Raw genomic sequence first — 24,244 nt, 5'->3', positions numbered from 1 at the left:
GGTGATGTTTCCTGTTATCTGTCGAGGATCGTCTTGCGGGCGCTGATCGTGCGTCCGCCATCGGGCGAGAAGAGATAGAGTTCGCTGGCGTCGAGCTTCAGCGCCACGTTCTGGTCGGCGGCAAAAGGCGCGACGTAGCTGAGCTGCACCGTGATGTTGCCGGTGCCGCTTTCCGAGGCAATGGTCCTGAGATTGCCAGCGTCGACGTAGAGAATGGTTTCGCGGCCGAGATGCTCGACCAGCCTGATCTGGCCATGGATCGCCCCACCCTCGCCGCCATCGGCGACCATCGATATGTTCTCCGGCCGGACGCCGAGCGTCAGGCTGGCGCCTTTCGGCAGCGCGGTCGCCTCCGCCAGTTCCACCGTCACCGGCACGAGGCCCGGGGCGGAGACGGTGACATTGCGGCCGGAGACGTGGTCGACGGTGACGCCGAGGAAATTCATGCGCGGCGCGCCGAGGAAGCCGGCGACGAAGAGATTGTCGGGGTTGCGGTAGAGCTCCAGCGGCGAGCCGACCTGCTCGATGATGCCCTGGTTCAAGACGACGATGCGGCTTGCCATGGTCATCGCCTCCACCTGGTCGTGGGTGACGTAGACCATGGTGGCGCCGAGCTCGGCATGCAGGCTGCTGAGCTCGACGCGCATCTGGGTTCTGAGCGCCGCATCGAGGTTGGACAGCGGCTCGTCGAATAGGAAGACCTCGGGCGAGCGGGTGATCGCCCGGCCGATCGCCACGCGTTGCCGCTGACCGCCGGAAAGCTGCTTCGGCCGCTTTTCCAGCTGATCGGTGATCCTCAGAATCTTGGCGGCGCGCGCCACCGCTGCCTCGATCTCGGCCTTCGGGCGCTTGGCCATGCGCAAACCGAAGCCCATGTTCTCCGCCACCGTCATATGCGGATAGAGCGCGTAGGATTGGAAGACCATGGCGATGCCGCGGTCCCCTGGCTCCTGTTTGCTGACGTCGCGGCCGTTGATCAGGATCTGGCCGGAGGAGATCTCCTCCAGGCCGGCGATCGTTTTCAAAAGCGTCGACTTGCCGCAGCCGGAGGGGCCGACCATGACGATGAACTCGCCCTGCGCTACGGAAAGATCGATGCCGCGCAGCGCATGATAGGCGCCGTAGTTCTTGTTGATCTCACGGAGTTCGAGACTGGTCATGTCTGGCTCTCTTTTGTTGAAACTTGAGACTGCCGATGGTTCATCCCTTCACCGCCCCCATGGTCAGGCCGGCGATGAAGTGCCGCTGCATCAGGAAGAACATCACGACGGGCGGCACGGCGACGACGATGGTGCCGGCGGAAATGAGGTTCCAGGCCGAGACCCATTCGCCGCGAAGATTGGCAAGACCTGCTGTAACCGGCTTGACGGAGTCGCTGACGGTCAGCACCACGGCCCAGAAATAATCGTTCCAGATGAAGGTGAAGATCAGGATGGCGAGTGCGGCCAGCGCCGGCCGCACCAGCGGGATCGCCACATGCCATAAGGTCTGGAAGGGAGACGCCCCCTCGGCGCGCGCCGCCTGGAACAGCTCGTCGGGCCGTGCGGCGATGAAATTGCGCATGAACAGCGTGGCAAAGCCGGTCTGGAAGGCGACGTGGAAGATGATCAGCGATGCCGTGGTATCGATCAGATCGAGCCGGACCATCAGGTCGCGCACCGGGATCATCATGATCTGGTGCGGCAGGAAATTGCCGCCGACGAACAGCGCAAAGATCAGCATGTTGCCGGGAAAGCGATAGCGCGACAGCACGTAGCCGGCGAGCGTGGAGAGCACCAGCACGCCGATCACCGAGGGAATGGTGATCGTCAGGCTGTTGAGGAAGTAGCGGACCATCGGTGTCTGCGTGAAGACATCAGTATAGTTGTCGATGACGCCGATCCCGGTCGGCCATCCCCACAGATTGCCGCCCATGACATCCTCGGTCGAGCGGAAGGAGGTGAGGATAATCGCGAACAGCGGGCAGAGCCAGAGGAGAAGGACGATGACGACGGCGAGCACATAGAGGCGGCGCTGCCAGATGGCGGCATCGGGAATGGGACGAGGATACATCAGCCTCCCCTTTCTTCGGTGTGGATGATGCGGCTGAGGTACCAGACGATGAAGGCGGCCATGATCACGAACAGCACCGAGGCGATCGCCGCGCCGTAACCGAAGCGGTAGGAGAAGATCGACTGTTCGAACATCTGGTAGGCGAGAACCGAGGACGAACCGAAAGGACCGCCATTCGTCATCACCGACACCATGTCGAAGGACCTGAGTGCCCCGACGACGGTGACGGCAATGGCGATGAAGGTGACCTGGGTCAGTTGCGGCAGCACGATGTGCCACAACATGTTCCAGCCCCTCGCCCCGTCGACGCGCCCTGCCCCGATCAGCTCTTCGCTCAAATTGTTGAGGCCGGCGAGATAAAGCACCATGCAGAAGGTGATCTGCGGCCAGAGCGCGGCAATCACGATCGCGAAAGTGACGAAATGCTCGTCGGAGAGAACCGCCGGCGCCGTCGCCCCGAACGCCCTGAAGATCAGCGCGAGCAACCCGAACTCCGGCGTATAGACCCATGTGAAGACGACGCCGACCGTCACCGAGGCGAGCACCAGCGGGATGAAGAACAGCGATTTCAGGAAGCGCATGCCGCGGATTTTCTGGTTGACCAGCAGCGCGATGGCGAGCCCGAGAGGTGGTGCCGCCATGAACATCACCAGCCAGATCAGGTTGTTCTTCAGCGACACGTAGAATTGCGGATCGTTGTAGAGTTCGACGTAATTGCCGAAGCCGATCCAGACCATCGGGCCAAAGCCATCCCAGTCGTGCAGGCTGATCCAGAGACTTCTGACCGCCGACAGCAGGATAACCGTGAAGAACAGCACGATCGCGGGCGCGATGAGCAAAGTCGGGGTAAGCCACCAACGCTGGCGGCGCCATAATGTCAGCATTTCAGGAGCCTCATTTACGACAGAGCAAGCGGTGAAGCTGCCCCTCATCCGGCTGCCGCCACCTTCTCCCCGTAAACGGGGCGAAGGGGATGTGCCGCAACCTCTTCGTCCCTCGCCAACGTCCCGTATGGCACGTCGCCTCTCCCCCGTCCTTACGGGGAGAGGGTTAGGGTGAGGGGCAAGCGTCAAAATGCCTTCCAGGCTCAGATCTTGTAAATCCGCTTGCGCGTGCCCTCGAGGCGCGTGAGGATGGCCTTGCGCCGGTCGGGCTTGGCCATGAACTCCTGGAAGCCGACGAGCCCCGCCTGCGCCATGTCGGGGTCGCTGTCGCGGTCGTAATATTGCGACGTGCCTTGCACCGTCTTCATCGTCTCGACGGCGATATTGACCAGCGGATCCTTGCTCGGCGGCAGATCGCTACGCGGCGGCACGTTGCCGCCCGGCTCCAGGTAGGCCGCCAGATTCTCCGGCTTGTAGAAATAGGCGAGGAAATCGCGCGCACCCTGCTTGTTCTTGGCCTTGGCGGGAATGTGGATCGAATTGACCGAGAATTCCTCGAAGTGGCCGACCTTGGCGTCGAGCACCGGGAAGGTCGCATAGGAGAGCTGCGGCAGATCTTCGGCGGTAAAAGCCGAGCGCAGGAAAGCGCCGAGGTTCATCATGCCGGCCTTCTTCTGCGACAGCAGCGCCGCGGCCTCCTGCCAGCCGAAAGACGTGTGGTTCTCCGTGAAGAACCCCTTCGAAATCATCGCCTCCCACTGATCGAAAACCGCCGTCAGCGCGGGATCGAGATAACTCATCTCACCGTTCATCAGCGCCATATGCTTGTCGAGGCCGTTGATGCGAAGGTTCATCTGGTCGAACCAGCCGGCCGCCGGCCACAATTCCTTGGTGCCGATCGCGACCGGCGTGATGCCCGCGGCCTTGCACTTGTCGCCATAGGCCATGAACTCTTCGGCCGTCTTCGGCACCATGAGACCATGCTGCTCGAACACATCCTTGCGGTAGAACATGCCCCAGAGCGTGCCGCCTGTGGGAAGGCCGTACTGCTTGCCCTCGTCAGTGACGGCGCCGGCCGTAGCACCCAGCACGTCCTTGTACTTCTCCTTCTCGAAAAGGTCGGAGATGTCGTCAAACAGGCCGCGCTTGACGAAGGCGCGCATGCGGTTGCCCGAAAACCAGGAGCAGACGTCAGGCGCGCCGGCGACGAGATAGTTGCGAATGGCCGTCTTGTGGGCCTCGTGGTCCATATTGTTGATGACGACGTTGACCCCGGCTTCCTTGCTGAAGCTCGCGGCGATCGCCTTCAGCGCGTCGAGTGCGGCGCCGTTGTTTTCGGCAGAGATCATCGTGACCTCCTGGGCCTGCGCGATCGCCGGGATCGGAAAGCTGCCGCTAACCGCTGCGGCGGAAACCAGCCCCGCGCCCTTCAGGAAGCGTCTGCGGGTGGTCGACGGAAATTGCTTCAAAAATGTCATTGAATTCCTCCCAGTTGATCGATCGACATCTCCCGACCGTCGCCTCCTCCATGAAACGACCGACCAGGCATTCAATGCTGCGATCCGCTCCGCGATTCCTGCGATAATCCGCTTGGCTGAGTTGATCCGCGGCCGAACTTATGCATAGATCTCAGCAGCTCGCAATAATTAATTTACAAAATTAAGGAATGAATCGTGAAGCTAAAAGGCGACCAGACCACGGCAAGAGCCATGAACCGACGCCTCATCCTGAACCTCCTCCGTCGCGAGGGGCCGAGGAGTCGTGCCGACATCGCCACCGTCATCGGCTTGAGCCCGGCCGCCGTCACCTTCGTCGTCGCCGACCTTTTGCAAGAAGGCATCGTCATCGAAGGTAAGACCGTGCCCGGCCTCACCGGCCGTCGCCCGATCCCGGTGGATATCAACTACGAACACGCGCTTGCCGTCGGTTTCAAGCTGATGGTGGATTCGGTAGAGTGCGTGGCAACCGACCTTGCCACCAACCCCGTCGCCGCCATGCGGGTAAGCCTCGACGGCCACCAGCCCGATAAGGTCGCAGACCTGCTGGCGGGCACCGTTCCCGAACTGGTGAAGCTCGCCGGCCGGCCGAACGCGAAGCTCGCCGGCATCGGCATCTCCATGCCCGGCGTCATCAACCACGAACAGACGGCCTGCGTGCGCAGCTACCGATTCAAATGGGACAATGTCCCCCTCGCCTCGCTGGTCGCCAGCCGCGTCCATGTGCCGGTCTGGTTGGAAGACGACACCAATGCCTATGCCATCGCCCAGCAACTCTTCGGGCTCGGCCGCCAGCATCGCAACATGGCCGTTCTCGCCGTCGGCGTCGGCATCAGCTGCGCACTCGTCATCGACGGCAAGCTCTATCGCGGTGCCAATGGTGCTGCCGGCAAATTCGGCCACACGCTTTACGAGGAGAACGGCCGGCTCTGCGAATGCGGCAAGCGCGGCTGTCTGATGGCCTATCACTCCGAAGCCTCGATGCTCCGGCGCTGGCGGGAAGCGACCGGTCGCGAGGAACTCGGTCTACCGGAACTGTCGGCTGCGCTCGCATCAGGCGATACTGTCGCCCTCGCCCTCGTCGCCGATTCCGGCCACGGCATCGGCACCGCCCTTGCCAATCTCGTCAATATCACCGACCCCGAAGTCATCGTCGCCGGCGGCGAAGCCGTCTCCCTCGGCGACCCTTTCCTGACACCGCTGCGCGAAGCGCTCGCCGCCCGGACTTTCCGGACTGCCCCGCCGCTCTTGCCCGACTGGGAGGACAATTCCTGGGCCCGGGGTGCGGCTGCGCTGGTCACCCAGAAAATATTCGACTTCGAGTCGTCGGGTGGCGTTACCGACATCGCCAGCTTGGCGAGTGTCATGACCGCGGGTTCGTCGTCGGCGGCGTAAAGCCGCGAGAGATCGGCGGGATTGCTTGCCGGGTAAGGCGTGCCGTGCAAAGCCCCCCTTTGGCCTGCCGGCCATCTCCCCCACAGGTGGGGAGATTGGCTGGGCTCACCGGCTTCCCAAACAATGAGCGGCCAGCACGACGAAACTATAGATGGGCAGGAAGTTCAAGCCACTTGTGATCTCCCCACCTGTGGGGGAGATGCCCGGCAGGGCAGAGGGGGGCTCCAGGGCACACTCTATCACAAGCAACGTAGGCCAACCGATGCCGGCCCAATCTTGGACAGTTATCTCACGCAGAACAACCCAGCCGCGCCGCAGATACACTGGCTTACAAAAATAGGGGCCCCCCGACACATCCCTGGTTCACTGATCGACTTAAATCCCGATACGGCCAACCGGTCGGAAAGGTCAATTCAGGAAGGATGATGACATGAAAATGATCCAGGCTATCGCGCTCGCCCTCGTTCTCGGCGGCGCAGCTGCAGCACACGCGGAACAGCCGCTGCAGCGCACCGATCTCCTCAAGAACGATATCGACGTGCCCGGACACGAGGTCGTGCAGGTGCGCGTCGATTTCGCGCCCGGCGTTCTCGCCCCCAGTCACGCGCATCCCGGCGAGGAGATCGCCTTCGTTATCGCGGGAACGCTGGAATACCAACTCGAAGGCAGGCAGCCGGTTACCCTTAAAGCCGGCCAATCCTTGTTCATTCCCACCGGCGTCGTTCATTCTGCGAAGAATGTCGGCAGCGGCAAGGCGTCGGAATTGGCAACCTACATCGTCCGCAAAGGGGCGCCGCTCGTCGTGCCCGCCAAGTGAGCCGTTCGTGTGCTGCGTGCGGGCCGCCGTTTCACCCTTGCGGTCGCCTTCCATTCACGGCAGCATGCACGTGTCCCCCGTCATCTGAACCTCTCACATCAGGAGGATTACCATGGCAACGTTGGAGCGGCCGGCCTTTGTCGTCCATTGGAGCGAGATCGAACAGCCTGACAACTCGCATTACGACGATGACGACGAGCTGATGAGCATCGGTGCGCCTTTGGGGCGCTATTTCGGCCTGGCCAAATTAGGCATTCATCACGAGCGCCTGCCGCCTGGCCGGCGCACATCCTTTCCGCATGCCGAGAGCGCCGAGGAAGAATTCGTCTATGTCATCGAAGGCGCACCCGACGTCTGGCTCGATGGCTACCTCTATCGGCTGAGGCCCGGCGACGCCGTCGGATTTCCTGCCGGCACCGGGATCGCCCATAGTTTCCTCAACAACACGCAAGCCGAAGTGCACCTCCTCGTCGTCGGCGAGCGCCATAAGGCCGAAAACCGGATCTTCTATCCACTCCACCCTCACCGCCGACCGCTGCTCGATGATTGGTGGGATGACCATCCCACTCACGCCCTCGGTCCGCACGACGGAATGCCGGACCTGGTGCGGGAAGCAAAGGACAGAGGAAGCAGCGAATAGATCAGCCAGGCCGATAGCCGGCCGAAATGGCGGATTCGCGCAAAGCGGAGACCAACGGTTGGCTGAAGCTTCGACAGTTATGGGCTCAGGCCAGCCAACCGCAACAGCTCGTCGTTTTCGTGCGCAACGCCTTCCGTCAGGCGCTGAGCCGCGCATGATGATGACGTTCAAAGCAACCGATCGGAGCTCAAATGTCCACCGCCGTTTTGCCTGAACCGCCATACTATATGGTCAGTTTTTCCTCTCAACGAACAAAGGTGGACAACGGCTATGGCGAGATGGGTTATGCGATGACCGAACTTGCAAAACAGCAGCCGGGCTATCTCGGCTTTGAAAGCGCGCGCGGAGCAGACGGTTTCGGCATACTCATCTCGTATTGGAAGGATGAGGACAGCATTCGAGCTTGGAAATCAGTCATCGATCACGTTGAGGCGCAAAATCGCGGTCGATCAGATTGGTACACTCGGTACGAAATCCGTATTGCGCTCGTCACGCGAGCCTACGGGTTCAACATCGAAGCGACATGACTTGGCTTGTTTGGATAGCCAAGGCTAAGCGCGTGAGACGGAAGCACATTTCCTTTCGAAATGCAGCCAGGATCTAACGTCGCCTCCGCATGAAGATCATTGAAATTTTACGAATTTCCAAAAGCCTTCTGCAATCGAAGCCTGATTAAGTCGCGTCGTCTGGCTGATGGGTGTACCAATGACGACGCGACAGCTCACCTTCGCAATAGTTTGGGCCTGCATATTCACCTGCCTTGCCTTCGGATATCTGCTGTCCGGAGTTTCACTCCGGGGAATGGAAAGGCGATATGTACATGAAAGGCGCTGCATCGGCGGCTTACCTTGCTATCATGAAAAACGGGATCTCTGGTTGTCGGATGCCTTGGACAAGGCACAAGCCCCCAACAGCCGCGATTGACGGCAAGTCGTCCGTATTCAGTTGGCGAGTTCCCGGTCGATCCTCCCCCTACCGAGCAAACCTGCGGGCACCGGCGACGCAGAGGATGATGGCAACGGTCACGGCAAGCATGGCTGAGGTCACGGGCTCGTGCAGCAAGGTTGCGGCGAGCGCCAGGCCGAAGAACGGCTGGAGCAGCTGCAGTTGGCCGACGGCGGCGATGCCGCCCTGCGACAGGCCGCGATACCAGAAGATGAAGCCGATCAGCATGGAAAACAGCGAGACATAGGCAAGGCCGAGCAGCGCCGGCGTTTCGATGCCGGAGAAGGTCTCCGGCCGATGCAAAAGCGCCACCGCGACCGTCACCGGCAACGACAGCACGAGCGCCCAGGAAATCACCTGCCACCCGCCAAGCGTGCGCGAAAGCCTGCCGCCTTCGGCATAGCCGAGGCCGCAGACAATGACAGCCGCCAGCATCAGCAGATCGCCGACCGGCGAGGCCGTCAGGCCCTGCGTCAATGCGAATCCAGCCACCAGCGCGCTGCCGAGAACCGAAAAGACCCAGAATGCCGGCTTCGGCCGTTCTCCGCCACGGATCACGCCGAAGATCGCGGTTGCGAGCGGTAGCAGGCCGATGAAGACGATTGAATGGGCTGAGGTGACATGCTGCAGCGCCAGCGCCGTCAGCAGGGGGAAACCGACCACGACGCCGAGCGCGACGACCGCCAGCGAGAGAATATCACCTCGGCTCGGCCGCTTCTCTCTGAAAGCGATCAGCAGGCCGAGGGCGAGGAAGCCGGCGATCGCCGCGCGCGCCACGGTGAGGAAAACCGGATCGAACTGCATCACCGCCACGCGCGTCGCCGGCAGCGATCCGCTGAAGATCACCACCCCGATAAAACCATTGATCCATCCCGATGCCATGCGGTCCATGATGCGCTGCACTCCTTCATTCTCTGACTCTTATCGGCCAACACGGATGGTCATGACAGTGACAGTCTGATACGAATTTGCGAAACTGTAGTGATGCAGAAAGCAATACAGATGATCGAAGGACGTACACGCGTGGAGATGGTCGCCGCGACGATCAGGCAACGCATCGCCGGGCGCAGCTTGACGCCGGGCGCAAGACTGCCTTCCGTCCGGGGGCTGGCTGCGACGTTGAAGCTGTCGACTTCGACCGTCGTCGATGCCTATGAGCGGTTGGTCGCCGAAGGCGCGATCCTGGCAAGACCGGGCTCGGGATTCTACGTCGCCAACCAGGCAGCGCCCTTTGCGCTTGCCGAGGCCGGGCCGAAGCTCGACCGCGCCGTCGATCCGTTCTGGATATCGCGGCAATCGCTGGAGGCCGGCGAAGCCGACCTGAAGCCCGGCTGCGGTTGGCTGCCGCCCTCCTGGCTGCCGGAAGACGGCATGCGCCGCGGGCTCAGAACGCTTGCCCGCGCAGACGGGCCGGCGCTTGCCGATTACGGCTCGCCGCTCGGCTTGCCGCAATTGCGCCAGCTGATTTCCCGCCGCATGGGTGAACGGGGGATCGAAGCCTCTCCCGACCAAATCATGCTGGCCGATTCCGGCACGCAGGCAATCGATCTGCTCTGCCGTTTCCTGCTGGAACCCGGCGACACGGTGCTGGTTGACGACCCCTGCTATTTCAATTTCCATGCGCTGCTGCGCGCTCATCGAGCAAAGATCGTCGGCGTGCCCTACACCGCGTCCGGTCCCGATATCGAGCTGTTTGCGCAAGTCGTCGCCGATGAGCGTCCGCGGCTCTACATCACCAATTCCGCCATCCACAATCCGACCGGCGCAACCTTGTCTCCCGTTACGGCTCACCGGGTTCTAAAACTCGCCGACCAGTTCGACTTGACTATCATCGAGGATGATATCTTCGCCGATTTCGAATATACGCCGGCGCCCCGCCTTGCCGCCTTCGACGGGCTCGAGCGGGTCATTCACATCGGCAGCTTCTCAAAAACCCTGTCAGCCTCGGCGCGCTGCGGCTTCGTCGTGGCAAAACCGGAATGGATCGACGGCCTGACAGACCTCAAGATCGCCACCTCCTTCGGCGGCGGCCGGCTGACGGCGGAACTGGTGCTGAACGTCTTGAGCGACGGCAGCTATCGCAAACACATGGAGACGCTGAGACACAAGCTCTCCCGGGCGATGAGCGAGGTCTCGGCCAGGCTGAACAATCTCGGCATAACGCCCTGGCTGGAGCCACAGTCCGGAATGTTCCTCTGGTGCCGTCTGCCCGACGGCATCGATGCGGCTGATGTGGCGCGCGCCGCACTGGGAAAGAGGATCGTTTTGGCTCCCGGAAACGCATTCAGCCTGTCGCAATCGGCAACGAATTTCATGCGCTTCAACGTGTCCCAGACACTCGATCCGCGCGTGTTCGAGGTACTGGGCGACGTCCTGGCAGGAAGAAGATGATGGAAGGTGGGCCGTCGGAGATCGAGCGCGTTGCCCCGCGAAACGTCTGTGAAGACAATAGCGAGCAGCTTGCTCCCTCTTCTCCCCAGCGGGGAGAAGGTGGTCCGAAGGGTCGGATGGGCTGCACGGCACACCATTCATTGCCCTTCACTTGCGCTCAGCGCATTCGCTCCTGTCGTCGCTCACCCCCTCAACCGCCTGCCGGCACCTTCTCCCCGCTGGGGAGAAGAGATTCGTGGCGACGCCTCGCTCTTCCTGAAAGCGTCTTTTGCGGAAACGAAGGACATGTGCTTTCTTCCCTCGTCCTTGCCCAGCAACCATCAGAACGACCGGTGAACCGCCTTGTCGTTGGCAAGACGCGTCACGCAGCCTTCGAGCTTGGCGAGCAGCAGATCGAAGTCGAGCGGCTTCGTCAGATAGTCCGCCGCTCCGCCGCGAAGGCCGGCAAGCGTGTTTTCCCGGTCGGTCAGCGCCGTCAGCAGGATGAAGGGAATATTGGAAAGCTCAGGATGATTGATCTGAATTTCCGCCAGAAGCTGGTGCCCGTCCATCACAGGCATCGAAATATCGCTGATGACGATATCGGGCCATTTCGACAGGATCATTTCCAGCCCTTCGGCGCCGTTCGAGGCCTCGAGCGTCTTGTAACCGGCTTCGCTCAATTCTTCGACGAGGAGATTCCGGATCTCGACTTCGTCTTCTATGCACAGGACCGTAACCATGAGCTCTTCCTTATGCTGCGACTTGTTGATCCGACAATAGAAATTCTATTGGCAGAAGAATGGTGAATGTTGTGCCTTTGCCGAGCTCGCTCGTCACCTCGACGGTGCCGCCATGCAGTTCGACGACCTGCTTGACGACGTTGAGACCGATGCCGGTTCCGGCAATGCCCGTCGCGCTGCGGGCGCGATAATAGGGCTGGAACAGCTTCGGCAGATCCTCCGCATCCATGCCGATGCCGCTGTCGGAGATGGCAATCTCCACCGTCTTCACGTCGGCCCGGGCGCGAATATGAACATCAGGCACACTGGGCGAATATTTGACGGCGTTCGAAATCAGGTTGGTGAAGACCTGTTCCATCGCGCTGCGGTCGAATGTCAATACATCAGGTATGGCTTCGAGATCGAGATGAAACAGATGCGAGCGGCTGAGCTGGCGCTGTCTGTCGCAGCAGGTGACGAGTACCGCTTTCAGATCGCCTTCGCTGCGCTTCAGTGTGATCTGCCCGGTTTCGAGCCGGCCGTTGGCCAGGATGCTCTCCATCAGGTCGACCATGCGCACGACAGCGCTGCGGATCACGCCGGCTTTTTCGTGAACGTAATCGCCGCTGACATTGGTTATCGAGCGGCAGAGCCGCTGGGCAGCGGCGTCGATGATGGCGAGCGGCGTGCGAAACTCGTGCGAAGCCATGGCGACGAACTGGCGCTGGAGCGCATTCACCTGGCGTTCATGCACCAACAGGCGGTCCAGTTCCTCTCTCTGCCTTTCGATCTCGGCCGTTCGATCGGCCACCATTTCTTCCAGATGGTTGCGGTGATGGGTGAGCTGCGCCTGGCTGTCCAGCAGTGTCAGCGAGGTCCGATGCAGACCTCGTCCGAGCCAGAAGACGACGGCGATCAGCAGCGCCAGGCAGCCGAGCCCCGCAGACGCGATCTGCCGAAGCAGCATGAATCCGGGCAGGATAGGCGGCCACACGAGATAGCCGATCGTGCCGTCATGCGATGACACAGGCACTTGCGCCCGCTCGTCCTCACCCTTCGAAGGCGCGAAATGCAATCCTTCGAGCCGCGCATAATGGGCAATGCTTTCGGCAGCTTTTCCATCGATGAACTTGACCGAGACGGCGATGAACTCTTGACCCACCTCGATCTGCATCCGGGCCGAGCTCGGCAGAATGGGACGTGCGCTGGCAATTGCCGGCCTGTTGCCGATCATGATCGTGCGAACCACAGCCAGTTGACCGAGCGCCTCTGTGCCGGGCTTTGCAGCCCGATCGACGAGAGCGGCGCGCACCTCTCCGGCAAGCGCGGTCATTTCTCGGCCGTCGTCATTGCCGAGGCGGGGCGGCATGGCATCCGCGCCGTCGCGGAAAGCAAACATCAGGCGATTGGCATCGTCGAAGATATAGGTCCTGTCGTGCCCGAAATACCGGCTCGTCCACCGGCCGACGTTATCGAGCAGCCATTCATGGTTCCGCTGCTTGGCATAAAGGAAGGCATCGTCCCATTTTGTGACGCTTTCCTGCTCCCGGGGAAGGGCCGCGATCTGCTCTTCCAATCCTTGGCTGACGAAGTCGGCCTGCCGGCGCAAGGAGAGATCATCGACCTTCACCGCGGCGAGCCACGCAAATCCGCACAGCAATGCTGCCGCCGCGCAGGTGAGCGTCACCAGGACGAATGTAATGTGGGATGTGAGCCCGACCTTCAATATCTGCAACCTTTTAATGGCGCCCGCTGCCGAGAAATTGACACGCAAAGGTTGACGGACCGTGAATTATGCGCTCCCGTGTGGGGTTGCGGCAGATCTCAGATAGGCATCGCAATCGTTGAAGGAGAAGCACACGGAAGCAGCATCGTCGGATACATCAGGCATCAGGATCGAACCGATCGCTGCCGTCCATATCGACAGCTTTCATCATGCGCTCGAGACGCGCGGCGCTGTATCACCGACGCCGAAGCCTCGACACTGCCCGCGAAAGTAGATCGTCACGTAACGAAATCAATCGCTCACTCAGTTGAAATTCCCACAACTTGACCCTTGGTGCCGACTTCCCCTTTGGCTCCCGGATTGCTGGCGAGCTGAATGTCGCTGGGGAGAGATATCCCGCATCGGCCTCTTCGGCGTCGCATCGGCTACTTCCCCTTCCCCTCCTTGCCCTGCGCCGGCCGGCTGATCGCGCGGACCTTACCGCTGCCGCCACCGCCGCAGAAGAAGCAGTCTCCCCCGTCGGATTCGAGGCCGGAGACGCCGGTTCCCTCGGGCATATCAAGCCGCTCCAGCACCTCGCCGGTTTCGGGGTCGATGCGTCTGACGTCGCTGTCATCGCCCTCCCAGGTACCGTGCCAGAGCTGGCCGTCGACCCAGGTGACGCCTGTCACGACGCGGTTGGATTCGATGGTGCGGAGGATCTTGCCAGTCTCCGGGTCGATCTGATGGATCCGGCGCCCCCGGTGCTGGCCGACCCAGAGCGAGCCTTCGGCCCAGGCAAGGCCGGAATCGCCGCCATTGCCGGGCGCCGGGATGGTGGAAACGATACGTCCGGTCTTCGGGTCGATCTTGTGAATGACATCCTCGGCGATCTGATAGAGGAACTCGCCGTCGAAGGCCGTTCCGGCATGGGACGCAACTTCGATCGAGCGCACGACTTCGCCGCTTGCGGGATCGAGCGCATTCAGCCTGTCGCCCGAGGCGAACCAGACGTGCTCACCATCGAAGGTGACGCCGTTGACGCGCTCGGCGCCGGGAAAAGGTCCATATTCACGGATGATGGTCGCAGCTGATTTTTTCATCTCTTCTATCCTGTTCGCCCGTAGGGCCATCTTCATCTGTCAGGCCATATTAGTCGCTTGGCAAAGGTCCCGGGAGTAACAAGATCGTCGGGAAACCGGGCAGTGGCGGGCTCATCCAACGCCTTGCCCGCCCGCGCCCGAAGGATTGCACCTTGCTCTCCCCGGCAAGAGAATCCAGCGCCCGCTGCACGGTGCGCGGGCTGGCGCCGAGCGCGATCGCCAGCGCCGAACTCGACCACGCCTCGCCATCGGCGAGAAAGGCGAGCACCGCCCCATGCTGGCCTTCGACCAGCGGCGCCAACACCGCGGTCTCGCCGGCGCGCCGAGGCGAAAGCGCAAAGCCGCGTTTCGTCGCCGAAACCTCGGCGAGCGCCCGCAGCTCGGCGCGCAACCGGCCGATCTCGACGCGCAGCCGGGCACGATGCGATTCATCGGCATGTTTGCCGCGGAAGGCACGCGCGACCAGCGTACCCCTGGCCATATCCCCCGGCCAGGCTTCGGCAAGCGCGCGGGCGAGCGCGAAGAGCACAGGCCGCGTTGCCAGCGACACGGAAAGCTGATCGTCGCGCACGACATGACGGCAGGCATCGACGACGAGCACACCCGAACCTAGCAGCTCTTCCACCTCCTCAAGCCGCAGCGGGTTTTCCCGCCAGCGCGAGATCAGCCGTGCCACGGGTGCGTTGAGTACGTCGGCGGCATTTTCCACCTCCGCCGTCAATACGGGCATACCGGCCTCGCGCGCCGCCTGCCTCGCCCTATCAAGCGCCGCACGTGCCGCTTTCGTCTGCAGGCGCCGGATCGCGATACCCGCGACCACAAGCTCATGGGCAGCCCTTGCCGCCGGCGGCAGCGGCGACGGGTCGAGTGTTTCGAGCGCCCGCTCGGCCTCGTCGAGCCGGCCGATCAGCACCAGCCGGCGAAGCTCGACATTCCTGGCATGGGCAGCGTTGACCCTGTCGCCATGCGCTTCGAGCACCTTGCGCGCCGCCTCCAACGCTTTGGGCGGCCAGGTGAGATCACGCGAGACCAGCGCGATCTCGGCCTCGGCGACCACGCAGCGGGCTCGCGCCACCGCCTCCCGCGGGCCGAAAGCACGCGCCGCACTCTTCAGCAGCGCCTTGGCACGGACGAGATCGCCGAGCTGCGCCATCGCAATGCCGCGCAGCGCCAGCGCCGGCGCATCGTCGCGAAGTGCTACCCGCTTCAGCGCGCCCAGCGCGTCTCCGACTGCCAGCGCCCGCGCAGCTGCCGTGATCAGCGAGTCCATTCAAATCCCGTCACACTTGTCACTCCCACCCTTGCCCTGCCCGGCCGTAACTTTGTCGTCGACCGGCAAGCAACCCGAGCCGGATGGTACGACGAGAAACAGGCAAAGGAGAAGACCCATGACGATACAACTCGGAACACGGCAGCAGTGGCTGGAAGCGCGGCTCGACCTGCTCGAAGAGGAGAAGGCGCTGACGCGGCAGAGCGACGCGCTGGCGATGAAGCGCCAGCAATTGCCCCGCGTGAGGATTGACAAGGAATACCGCTTCGACACCGAGGCCGGCAACGTTTCGCTGAAGGATCTCTTCGGCGGCCGTTCGCAGCTCCTCGTCTATCACTTCATGTTCGGGCCGGATTATACCGCCGGATGCCCCTCCTGCTCCTCGATCGCCGACGGCTTCAACGGCTTCTTCGTCCATCTAGAAAACCACGACGTCGCCTTCACCGCGATCTCGCGCGCGCCGCTGGCAAAGCTTCTGGCATTCCGGCAGCGCATGGACTGGAGCTTTCCCTGGGCCTCCTCCTCCGGCAGCGACTTCAACAGCGATTTCAGCGTCTGGTTCACCCCCGAGCAGCAGCGCCAGGGCGGGATAGAATATAACTACCGCCGCGAGCCGCCCGCTCCCGAGCAGTCCGCTTCCGAACCATTGGCCGGCAGGACCGTGCAGGAATGGCAACTGCGCGGCAGCGAGGGACCGGTCGCCCAGATCGCCGCCATGACCGAAACGGATGTCGCGACCTATACCCGCGACCGGCCCGGAGTCAGCGCCTTCGAGCTTGCCGACGGCGCCGTCTACCACAGCTATTCCAGCTATGCCCGCGGCCTGGACGGGTTGTGGGGCATGTACCAATGGCTCGACCGCGCCCCCAAGGGCCGCAACGAAACCGGCATCTGGTGGCGCCACCACGACCGGTACGGCAAGGAGTGACGCCGATGCTGCTTTCCGCCCACACTCCGGAGCGAGGCGACGGCAACGTCGCTCTCAACGCCGCCGAATGGCTCTCGCTGGCCGCCGCCGCAGACGGATCAGTTGGTAAACCGAGCGCCGGCATGGCGAGCCCAGGCGGCCGGACCGCCGCCCACACCGCCGATTGGCTGTCGCTCGCCGCCGCCCCGACATTCGCGGTCATGGCGCTGCTGACAGCCGCGACCGGCAGCATCGACATGATCTGCATGACGGCGCCGGATGCCTTCCCGATTGGCGGAATGGTGCCGATGTACCTGCTGATGAGCGGCTTCCACCTGGCGCCCTGGCTACGGCTCGCCGCCGCCGGCTGGCGGGTCTGAGTGGGTGGCGTCGCGCCCTCTTCTCCCCGCTGGAGAGAAGAGGCAGCAAGCCGCACTGCCCCTCCCGTAATATCTCCCTGCCGGCCCTCCCACGTTCGTGCCCTCACCTCGATAAAGTCGATCGGCCCGCCGGCAATATCGTCGTCGAAGATCGCACAGGAAAGCTTGCCGCCGAAGACGCAGCCGCTGTCGATGTTGGTGCGATTTCCTGTCGTCATCGGGTTCGACATCGATGGCGTATGGCCGTGGACGAGGTGCTTGCCCCAATATTCGCCCGGCTCACCGGCCACGAACCGCATCCATAGAAGATTGTCCTGGCTCTGCCGGTCCAGCGGAAATGCCGGATCGACGCCGGCATGGACGAAGATGCGGTACCGATCGACATGCATGAGCGGACGATCGGCCGCCCATTGCAGATGCTGCGGCAAAACCCTGCCGCCATAGGATATTTCGGTCTCCAGCCCGCCGTTGCCGAGCCACACGGATCTGCTTAGACCGTCGGCATAGGCAGCGACCATCATATCCTCATGATTGCCTTTCAGGCAGATCCATCTCCAAGGCTCCGATGGACCGGCAATGATCCGGTCGAGGACACTTTTGCTGTCAGGCCCGCGATCGATATAGTCGCCAAGGAAGACGACGGTCCCTTCAGGCGCATAGGCCTCGATAAGATCGATCATCCTATTCAGGGGATCGATACAGCCGTGGATATCACCTACGGCGAATGTGTAGCGCATGTTTCAACCCTCTCGGCTGCTGCGACGGCCCGCGGCCAAGGACGTGGAGGCGCGCCAGGACATTGTGCCGAGGCTCGCACCGCTCGCCGCCCGCCCATCACCAACGAAAGCCAGTCGCCGTCGCGAAAGCCGACTCAATCTCCGGCATTTATGGCGGTTGGCTCTCCTTCCGCTTGAGGCAATCGCCACAACGCTCAAGCCTGTTCAGTGGGGTAGAGCGTCAGGATATTGACATTGACCCTGCGCGGCTGCGTCACCGCATAGACAATGGCCGCGGCGACGTCCGCGGCCTCCAGTTGCTCCATGTCGCCCAGCCTTTGCTCCACCGCCTCGCGGACACTGGCGCGCATATGAGAGGTAAACTCGGTCCTGACGGCGCCGGGCTCGATGCAGGTGACGCGAATGCCATCCCGGCCAATCTCGCGCCGCAGCGATTCCGCCATAGCGCTCGCCGCATGCTTGGTTCCGGAATAGACCGTCGAGGGATGAATGTACCGGCCGGTGCCGGAGGAGACGATGACGATATGGCCGGTCCCCTGCCGCTGCATCGCCGGCAACGCCGCATGGATCGGATAGAGCAGCCCGAGGAAGTTGACCTCGACCATCTCCCGATACTCGGCGGTGGTCGTGTTCCGGAACGGCGCGGCAACGCCGACGCCGGCGACGCAGAGCAGCATGTCGAGCCTGCCGAAATCGCCGATCGCCCGCTCCACCATCGCCACAGCCTGTGCCTCGTCGGACACGTCGGCCTCGATCGGCAGGACCTCACCGCCGCGCTCGCGGATGCGCTCCGCCAACGCCTCGAGGCGCGGCATGCGGCGGGCGGCGATCACCACACTTGCCCCTTCCTCCACCAGCGCCAGAGCGGTCGCCGCACCTATGCCAGACGAAGCGCCGGCAATGAGGGCGACCCTGCCACTGAGCTTTTTGTCTGTCTGCATACCGGCTCTCCCGTCTTTTGGTTCAGGGTGAAATTATCGGCAATTAGGCTGCGATGATCATAGCAACAATGCTATATAAATCGAACAGACTATGTGGACTTCGAGGCATAATGCGCGGCAGCGACTCCGCGGAGCTCAAGGCGTTCGTGACCATCGTCGCGCAGGCGCGGTTCCGGGGGCAGCAGAGACCGCTCGAAGAAACCGCAATGGATCGTAGGATGACAACCAGACAGGGCACCCGTCAGCGATCGCCGTGACAGTCGCCGAAGATGCCGATCCACGGACGCTTGGCGCATCAATAAAGCCGGGCGTTGCGTACCATCAAGGGCAGCTTGTAGCCCTAAGGCGACCTTGCATTGTGCGGTCGCCACCGGGTATGCGTTCATCCCATGAAAAAATACGGACGAACCTATCACCTGCCAATTTCGCCCGGAGCGACAAGCGACGATAAGGTCATGGCGAAGCTTGACGGGCTGATGATCGCCGATCTTGTCATCACCGAGAAAATGGATGGTGAGAACACGACAATTCATCGGAGTGGGTCTCACGCCCGCAGCCCCGACAGCCGTTACCATTCGTCGCGCGATTGGCTTAAAGCCTTTGCCGCCGGGATCAGCCCGCAACTGGCAGACGGCGAACGCATCGTGGGCGAGAACCTCTATGCCCGGCACTCGATCGGCTATGATGATCTGCCGTCATACTTCCTCGGCTTTGCATGGATTATCGAAGGCGAAGTTCAGTCCTGGGATCTGACTCTGGCTCGGTTCGAAGAACTGAGCATCGTTCCCGTGTCGACTCTGTATCGGGGACCATACAAAGCCGGCCTGTTCGAGGATACTGCGGCCTCGCTGGATAGGACCAGCTAGGAGGGGTTTGTCGTTCGGATCGCTGATGCCTTCCCAGAAACCGAAATGCCAGTTCGCATGGGCAAATATGTGCGGGACAACCACGTTCAAAGTGAAACGCATTGGATGCAGTCGGAACTCATTCCCAATCGCTTGGCGAATCACTGACGGCCGCTCGCCACCCCATCCGCCATTCCTGTGATTGTCACAGGCATGGCGGATGGGGTGGCGCTTCTGCCAAACTTCACACCGGCGCAATGCCGAACCACACCCGCGATCACCCCTCCGTAAAACTGCGGCGGATCGCCTTCCAACTCTCGGCATCCGGCGCCAAGAGCAGCCGGCCCTTGGTCATCGCGGGACGATAGGCTTCACCGCTGAGCAATGCCCCGTAGCCGCCGGCTTCGTGATGGATCAGCACGCCGGCGGCGTGGTCCCAGGGTTTGAGCTCGGCGTTCAGCGAAAAACTCATCGCCCCCGATGCCACCGACCGGTACTCATAGGCCGAGCAGCGCCATGTGGTGGTGCGGGCAAAGTGCAGCATGCTCCGAGCGTAGACCGGCTGCTCCTCGGCGGGAAACATATGCAGCGGCACGAAGCCGTGCATTTCCCCGATCGGCCTCGGCGGCGCGACGCTGAGCCGGGTCTGCGTGCCGTCGCCGGCAATATGCCACGCCCCTCGCCCCTGCCGGGCGGCGAGGAATTCGCCGGTCACGGGATAGTGGATCAGCCCGGCCACGGTCTCTCCGCCGGAGACGATCGCCACGATCATGCCGAACAGTGGCAGGCCGTGGGCGAAATTCCAGGTGCCGTCGACCGGATCGATGATCGCGGCGAGATCGGCGTCGGCAAGCCGCGCCAATACGGCGGGATCGACCGAAACCGCTTCTTCGCCGATGAGCAGTGCCTCGGGAAAGCGCGCCGAAAGCGCCTCGGTGAGCCGTCGCTCGGCGCCGAGATCGGCATCGGTCACCAGATCGTCGGGCGCGGTCTTGGTGCGAATGCCCTCGGCGGTGATGCCGCGGAAGCGGGGCAGGATTTCCGCCTTCGCCGCCCGGCGCATATCCTCCATCACGGCGAAGAATACGTCATCCGACACCTCCCTCATGCGCGGCGTGCCTCGATATAGGCCTTAAGCGCGGCGGGTTGGTCGGTCTGGATGACGCTGATGCCGGCCGCCATCATCCGTCCCCAGATCGCGTCGGGATCGGCAAGCGCCGCACTATCGGTCAAGCCGCAGCAGGAGACCGGATCGAGCGTGTTGACCCAGAGCGAGATTCCGGCGTTACGCAGACGCGCGTGCTGGCCGGCCAGCGTCTCAAGCGCATCGAACTTGGCTTCGCACATGAAGGGGCGCGCCGCGATAACTGCCTTGGCGGTCTCTTCGGCGCTCCCGACCCTGAAGAACGCCTGGCCCATGAACGGAATGCCGTCGATCCCGGGCTGCCTGGCGAGCCAAGCCAGCGCCTCCGGCGTGTCGGCGCGAGCCTTGAGATCGACCTGGTCGGCCATGCCAATCTCTTTGACCTTGGCGGCGACGATGCCCATCATCTCAAGGTCCTTGAGGTCGAGATCGACGAAGATGCGGCCGCGCACGGTTTCGAGCACCTGTTCCAGCGTCGGAACGGTCTGCGTCGTGAACGGCTGGTCCGGCCCGCCATCGGCCATGCGCAGCCGAAGGCTGGTGATCTCGGCGATCGTCATCTCCTCGGGAATGCGATCGATGCCAGCCATGCGCTCTAGCGTGTCGTCGTGCAGGATGAACAGCACGCCATCGGCGCTCTGGCGAATATCCACCTCAACGATGTCATAGCCGCCGGCAATCGCATTCTCGATTGCCGCAAGGCTGTTTTCGGGAGCCTGATGCCAGGCACCACGATGGGCGACGATGGCGCAGGCGCGCGACGGGTCGGCAATGTGGTCGATGTATTTCATGGGATTTCCTCTAGAACAATTCCAGCAAAAGTGCGCAGCGGCTTTGCGTCCGGAATTGTGTTAAAACAAAGAGATAGAACGTTTTCGTGTTTCGGAGAAAAACGGCAATGTTCTAGTTTGCGCCGAATGCGCCTGGTATGGCCCTGCCGCTTTCCGCATCGAAGAGATGCAGGCGGGAGGCAGGGAAATTGAGAGAGAGTTGGCTGTGATCCGGCATCTCGACGCCGAAGGGTGTCGCGATCCTGATGACTGAACCGCCGAGCGCGGCTGCCAGGATCGCGTGCGAGCCGAGATCCTCGCGAAACCGCAGAGCTGACGTGACCACATGTCCGTTGGCCCCGCCACCGATCAGGATATCCTCTGGCCGGATGCCGAGCTTATAGTCTCCGGTAAGCCGGGCTTGCGCCACCACCTGCCCGTCGGCGAGCCTGAGCACCGTGCCGTCGCCGGTGACCGGCAGGATATTCATCGGCGGCGCGCCGATGAATTTGGCGACGAAGACCGAGGCCGGCTGGTGATAGATCGCCTTCGGCGTGTCGAACTGTTCGATCCGCCCCTTGTTGAGGATGAGGATGCGGTCGGCCAGCGTCATCGCCTCCACCTGATCGTGGGTGACGAAGATGGTGGTGGCGCCGATGCGCCGGTGCAGTTCGGCAAGTTCGACACGCATGTCGTGCCTGAGCTGCGCGTCGAGGTTGGAGAGCGGCTCGTCGAATAGAAGCACGCCGGGCTCGCGTATGATGGCGCGGCCAATCGCGACGCGCTGGCGCTGGCCGCCGGAAAGCTGCCCCGGCTTGCGGCCGAGGAAGTCCGACAGCCCGAGCATCTTCGCCACCGCGCCGACCCGCTCGATGCGCTCGGCCTTTTGCATACCGGCGACCTTGAGGCTGTAGGCGATGTTGTCGAAGACGCTCATATGCGGATAGAGCGCATAGTTCTGGAACACCATGGCGCAGCCGCGGTGTTTCGGCTCCAGATCCTGCACCTGCCGGCCGCCGATGACGATCGTGCCGCCGCTTACCCGCTCCAGCCCCGCGATCATCTGCAGCAGCGTGGACTTGCCGCAACCGGAGGGACCGAGCACGACGCTGAATTCACCGGCCCTGAGCTCGACATCCATCGGCGGAATGATGACGGTCTCCGCGTCATAGGCCTTGGTGACGCCTGACAGCGTGATGTTGGCGGCAGCAGCGCGAATGGCTATGTCGATGGCGTTCATGGCTATTTCTCCGTGAGAGTAAGGCCCTGGACGAGATAGCGCTGCAGCAGCGCGATCATCGCGAGCGGAAATATGGAAACGATGACGGCGCCGGCCATGATCATCGGAAAGTCGGGAATCTCTCCGTCCGAATCCGGCACGAGCCGCGCCAGCCCGACGACGGCGGTCTGCATGTCTGACGTCGAGGCGGCGACCAGCGGCCAGAGATATTGCGTCCAGCCGCTGAGGAAGGTCAGCACGAAAAGCGCGCCGAAACTGGTACGCGACAAGGGCAGCAGGATATCGAAAAGGAAGCGGATCGGCCCCGCCCCATCCATGCGCGCCGCTTTGAGCAGATCCTTGGGCAAGGTGAGGAAGAACTGGCGGAACAGGAAGGTGCCGGTGCCATGCGCCACAAGCGGCGCGATCAGTCCGAAATGCGTGTTCAGCACGCTCCATTCAAGCTTTACCGGCGCGCCGAAGACTTGGGCGATCAGCCCGTTCAAACCGGTGATATCGAGCAGCGCGTTGACCGGCGAAAACACGTTCGACGCGACCTGGTAGGTGGTGATGACGCGGATCTCGATCGGCAGCATGATGGTCGCCAGAATCAGCGCGAAGACCACACCTGCCCAGCGAACACGGAAATAGACGATGGCATAGGCCGACAGAAGCGACAGGACGCAGGTCGCGAATGCGTCGCCGAAGGCGACCACCAGACTGTTCAGCATCTGGATCGGGATATGCGTCTCGGTGAAGATGTGCGCCGCATTGGCGAAAAACTGGTCGCCGGGATACCAGGCGAGCCCGTTGCGCAACATGAATTCATAGGATTGCGAGGCTGTCGTCAGAGTCAGGTAGAGCGGCCCGAGGATATAGACGATGCCGACGATGAGGACGAGGCTGGCTGCGATATTGAGGGAACGTGCGTTTTCGATCATGAGGTCACCGCTCGTAGTTGATGCGCCGGCCGAGGAAGAGGAATTGGGCGGCGGTGAGGAGGACGACGAAGACCATCAGGATCGCCGTCTGGGTCGAGGCGCCGGAGAGGTCGTAGCCGCTGAAACCGTCGGTGTAGATTTTGTAGACGAGCAACGTGGTGGCCCCGCCCGGACCACCACGGGTGATCGTATCGATCAGCGCGAAGGCCGAGGTGACGCTTTCGGTGAACTCGAGCACCAGCGTCAGGAAGAGCTGCGGCATGATGAGCGGCAGTTGCACGTCGAAAATCCGCCGCCACGGCCCCGCCCCATCCATTGCGGCTGCCTGGTGCATGGTCTTCGGGATCGACTGCAGTCCAGCGAGCAGAATGACGAAATTGAACGGGATGCCGCCCCAGACATGCGCTGCGATCAGCGTGATGAAGGCATCCGTGCCGTCGATGCCGGGCGCCCAGATGCCCGGAAAGGCTGAGTTGAGTGGCGCGAGCACGCCGACGAACGGATTGAAGATGAAAGCGAAGACGACACCGATCGAAGCGCCGGCAACCCCCTTCGGCCAGACCAGCACATTGCGCGCCGGCAACGACAGGCGGATCTTCCGGTCGGCCGCGACCGCAAGGATCAGCGGGACCACCACCGCGAGTGAGGAGGCGGTGACCATGAAGACGATGGTGCGCCAACAGCCCTCCCAGAACTCCGGATCGGAGAACACCCGGGCGAAATTGTCCCAGCCGACGAACATCGAACCGCCACCGAAGGGGCGTTCGAGGAAGAATGACCAGTAGAAGGCCTGAAAAACAGGCACGTAGAAGAAAAATGCGATCAGCAGCATGAGCGGCGCCACCAGCAAAAGCGGCAGCCAGCGATGGCTGAAGAGAGAAGATTCCGACATCATGGAGAAGCCCTGCATTGGGAGGACCGGCATGGGTGTATGGGTCACATGCCGGACACGGGAGCACGC

The 24,244-nt window shown here is 62.4% G+C and carries 23 protein-coding genes and 1 pseudogene; 8 read left to right on the top strand and 16 right to left on the bottom strand.

What is annotated here, in order from left to right; translation table 11 throughout:
- Positions 1-14 precede the first annotated feature (14 nt).
- From ACIPSK_RS05315 to ACIPSK_RS05300, 4 genes are all read right to left on the bottom strand, one after another.
- Positions 15-1,160 (bottom strand): ABC transporter ATP-binding protein, encoded by a 1,146-nt coding sequence (locus ACIPSK_RS05315; RefSeq protein WP_162116121.1) that lies wholly within the window; start codon positions 1,158-1,160, stop codon positions 15-17.
- 40 nt (positions 1,161-1,200) lie between these two features.
- Entirely contained in the window at positions 1,201-2,052 is an 852-nt protein-coding gene (locus tag ACIPSK_RS05310; RefSeq protein WP_446532634.1) for a carbohydrate ABC transporter permease, read from the bottom strand.
- Positions 2,052-2,936: a carbohydrate ABC transporter permease gene (locus tag ACIPSK_RS05305; protein WP_162116119.1), complete on the bottom strand. Its 885-nt coding sequence runs from the start codon at positions 2,934-2,936 to the stop codon at positions 2,052-2,054. Before ACIPSK_RS05305 ends, ACIPSK_RS05310 begins: the two co-directional genes overlap by 1 nt.
- Positions 2,937-3,139: 203 nt before the next feature.
- Positions 3,140-4,414 (bottom strand): ABC transporter substrate-binding protein, encoded by a 1,275-nt coding sequence (locus tag ACIPSK_RS05300; protein ID WP_162116118.1) that lies wholly within the window; start codon positions 4,412-4,414, stop codon positions 3,140-3,142.
- A 195-nt stretch (positions 4,415-4,609) separates the two neighbouring features.
- Between ACIPSK_RS05300 and ACIPSK_RS05295 the strand changes: the two genes are divergently transcribed.
- The 4 genes from ACIPSK_RS05295 (at position 4,610) to ACIPSK_RS05280 (ending at position 7,811) form a co-directional block, all read left to right on the top strand.
- Positions 4,610-5,827: an ROK family protein gene (locus ACIPSK_RS05295; protein WP_162116117.1), complete on the top strand. Its 1,218-nt coding sequence runs from the start codon at positions 4,610-4,612 to the stop codon at positions 5,825-5,827.
- Between the two features lie 430 nt (positions 5,828-6,257).
- Complete coding sequence (locus tag ACIPSK_RS05290; protein WP_162116116.1) at positions 6,258-6,644, top strand: cupin domain-containing protein; 387 nt, start codon at positions 6,258-6,260, stop codon at positions 6,642-6,644.
- A gap of 112 nt (positions 6,645-6,756) precedes the next feature.
- Entirely contained in the window at positions 6,757-7,284 is a 528-nt protein-coding gene (locus tag ACIPSK_RS05285) for a cupin domain-containing protein (RefSeq protein ID WP_162116115.1), read from the top strand.
- 191 nt (positions 7,285-7,475) lie between these two features.
- Positions 7,476-7,811 (top strand): antibiotic biosynthesis monooxygenase family protein, encoded by a 336-nt coding sequence (locus ACIPSK_RS05280; protein WP_162116114.1) that lies wholly within the window; start codon positions 7,476-7,478, stop codon positions 7,809-7,811.
- A 445-nt stretch (positions 7,812-8,256) separates the two neighbouring features.
- On the opposite strand, the gene ACIPSK_RS05275 is transcribed toward ACIPSK_RS05280, so the two are convergent.
- Entirely contained in the window at positions 8,257-9,120 is an 864-nt protein-coding gene (locus tag ACIPSK_RS05275; protein WP_162116113.1) for a DMT family transporter, read from the bottom strand.
- Positions 9,121-9,210: 90 nt separating this feature from the next.
- Here ACIPSK_RS05275 and ACIPSK_RS05270 point away from each other — a divergent pair, with 90 nt between their 5' ends.
- Positions 9,211-10,620, top strand: a complete 1,410-nt coding sequence (locus tag ACIPSK_RS05270) for an aminotransferase class I/II-fold pyridoxal phosphate-dependent enzyme (protein WP_162116112.1) — start codon at positions 9,211-9,213, stop codon at positions 10,618-10,620.
- A gap of 320 nt (positions 10,621-10,940) precedes the next feature.
- Here the strand turns inward: ACIPSK_RS05270 and ACIPSK_RS05265 are convergent, their stop codons facing one another.
- From ACIPSK_RS05265 to ACIPSK_RS05250, 4 genes are all read right to left on the bottom strand, one after another.
- On the bottom strand, positions 10,941-11,342 hold the full coding sequence (locus ACIPSK_RS05265) for a response regulator (protein WP_003560657.1): 402 nt from the start codon (positions 11,340-11,342) through the stop codon (positions 10,941-10,943).
- Between the two features lie 10 nt (positions 11,343-11,352).
- Entirely contained in the window at positions 11,353-13,095 is a 1,743-nt protein-coding gene (locus ACIPSK_RS05260; protein ID WP_162116111.1) for a sensor histidine kinase, read from the bottom strand.
- Between the two features lie 377 nt (positions 13,096-13,472).
- The gene (locus ACIPSK_RS05255; RefSeq protein ID WP_162116110.1) at positions 13,473-14,129 is read right to left on the bottom strand and encodes a Vgb family protein; all 657 of its coding nucleotides are present in this window, start codon (positions 14,127-14,129) and stop codon (positions 13,473-13,475) included.
- A gap of 49 nt (positions 14,130-14,178) precedes the next feature.
- The gene (locus ACIPSK_RS05250; RefSeq protein WP_162116109.1) at positions 14,179-15,399 is read right to left on the bottom strand and encodes a helix-turn-helix domain-containing protein; all 1,221 of its coding nucleotides are present in this window, start codon (positions 15,397-15,399) and stop codon (positions 14,179-14,181) included.
- Positions 15,400-15,517: 118 nt separating this feature from the next.
- Here ACIPSK_RS05250 and ACIPSK_RS05245 point away from each other — a divergent pair, with 118 nt between their 5' ends.
- Together ACIPSK_RS05245 and ACIPSK_RS05240 are read left to right on the top strand one after the other, a co-directional pair.
- Positions 15,518-16,327, top strand: a complete 810-nt coding sequence (locus tag ACIPSK_RS05245) for a DUF899 domain-containing protein (RefSeq protein ID WP_162116108.1) — start codon at positions 15,518-15,520, stop codon at positions 16,325-16,327.
- 5 nt (positions 16,328-16,332) lie between these two features.
- Positions 16,333-16,686, top strand: coding sequence for a hypothetical protein (locus tag ACIPSK_RS05240; RefSeq protein WP_162116107.1), 354 nt, complete (start codon positions 16,333-16,335; stop codon positions 16,684-16,686).
- 98 nt (positions 16,687-16,784) lie between these two features.
- On the opposite strand, the pseudogene ACIPSK_RS05235 reads toward ACIPSK_RS05240, so the two are convergent.
- Positions 16,785-17,423, bottom strand: a pseudogene (locus ACIPSK_RS05235) (metallophosphoesterase family protein); the annotation flags it as partial.
- Positions 17,424-17,617: 194 nt separating this feature from the next.
- On the bottom strand, positions 17,618-18,364 hold the full coding sequence (locus ACIPSK_RS05230; protein ID WP_162116106.1) for an SDR family oxidoreductase: 747 nt from the start codon (positions 18,362-18,364) through the stop codon (positions 17,618-17,620).
- A 455-nt stretch (positions 18,365-18,819) separates the two neighbouring features.
- Between ACIPSK_RS05230 and ACIPSK_RS05225 the strand changes: the two genes are divergently transcribed.
- Positions 18,820-19,230 (top strand): RNA ligase family protein, encoded by a 411-nt coding sequence (locus tag ACIPSK_RS05225; RefSeq protein ID WP_246709635.1) that lies wholly within the window; start codon positions 18,820-18,822, stop codon positions 19,228-19,230.
- Between the two features lie 256 nt (positions 19,231-19,486).
- Here the strand turns inward: ACIPSK_RS05225 and ACIPSK_RS05220 are convergent, their stop codons facing one another.
- The 5 genes from ACIPSK_RS05220 to ACIPSK_RS05200 all read right to left on the bottom strand — a co-directional run bounded on the left by ACIPSK_RS05220 (position 19,487) and on the right by ACIPSK_RS05200 (position 24,178).
- Positions 19,487-20,317: an inositol monophosphatase family protein gene (locus tag ACIPSK_RS05220; RefSeq protein ID WP_162116105.1), complete on the bottom strand. Its 831-nt coding sequence runs from the start codon at positions 20,315-20,317 to the stop codon at positions 19,487-19,489.
- Positions 20,314-21,144: a glycerophosphodiester phosphodiesterase family protein gene (locus ACIPSK_RS05215; protein ID WP_017964925.1), complete on the bottom strand. Its 831-nt coding sequence runs from the start codon at positions 21,142-21,144 to the stop codon at positions 20,314-20,316. The genes ACIPSK_RS05220 and ACIPSK_RS05215 overlap by 4 nt, the downstream gene beginning before the upstream one ends.
- 112 nt (positions 21,145-21,256) lie before the next feature.
- A complete protein-coding gene (locus ACIPSK_RS05210; protein ID WP_162116104.1) occupies positions 21,257-22,363 on the bottom strand; it encodes an ABC transporter ATP-binding protein in 1,107 nt (368 codons plus the stop codon).
- Positions 22,364-22,365: 2 nt separating this feature from the next.
- Entirely contained in the window at positions 22,366-23,283 is a 918-nt protein-coding gene (locus ACIPSK_RS05205; protein WP_162116103.1) for an ABC transporter permease subunit, read from the bottom strand.
- A gap of 4 nt (positions 23,284-23,287) precedes the next feature.
- Entirely contained in the window at positions 23,288-24,178 is an 891-nt protein-coding gene (locus ACIPSK_RS05200; RefSeq protein WP_026154219.1) for a carbohydrate ABC transporter permease, read from the bottom strand.
- Positions 24,179-24,244 lie beyond the last annotated feature (66 nt).

The organism is Rhizobium sp. LARHSG275 (assembly GCF_052871115.1).
The sequence above is the reverse complement of the archived record's forward strand: the minus strand, read 5'-3'. Positions and strand labels throughout refer to the sequence as shown.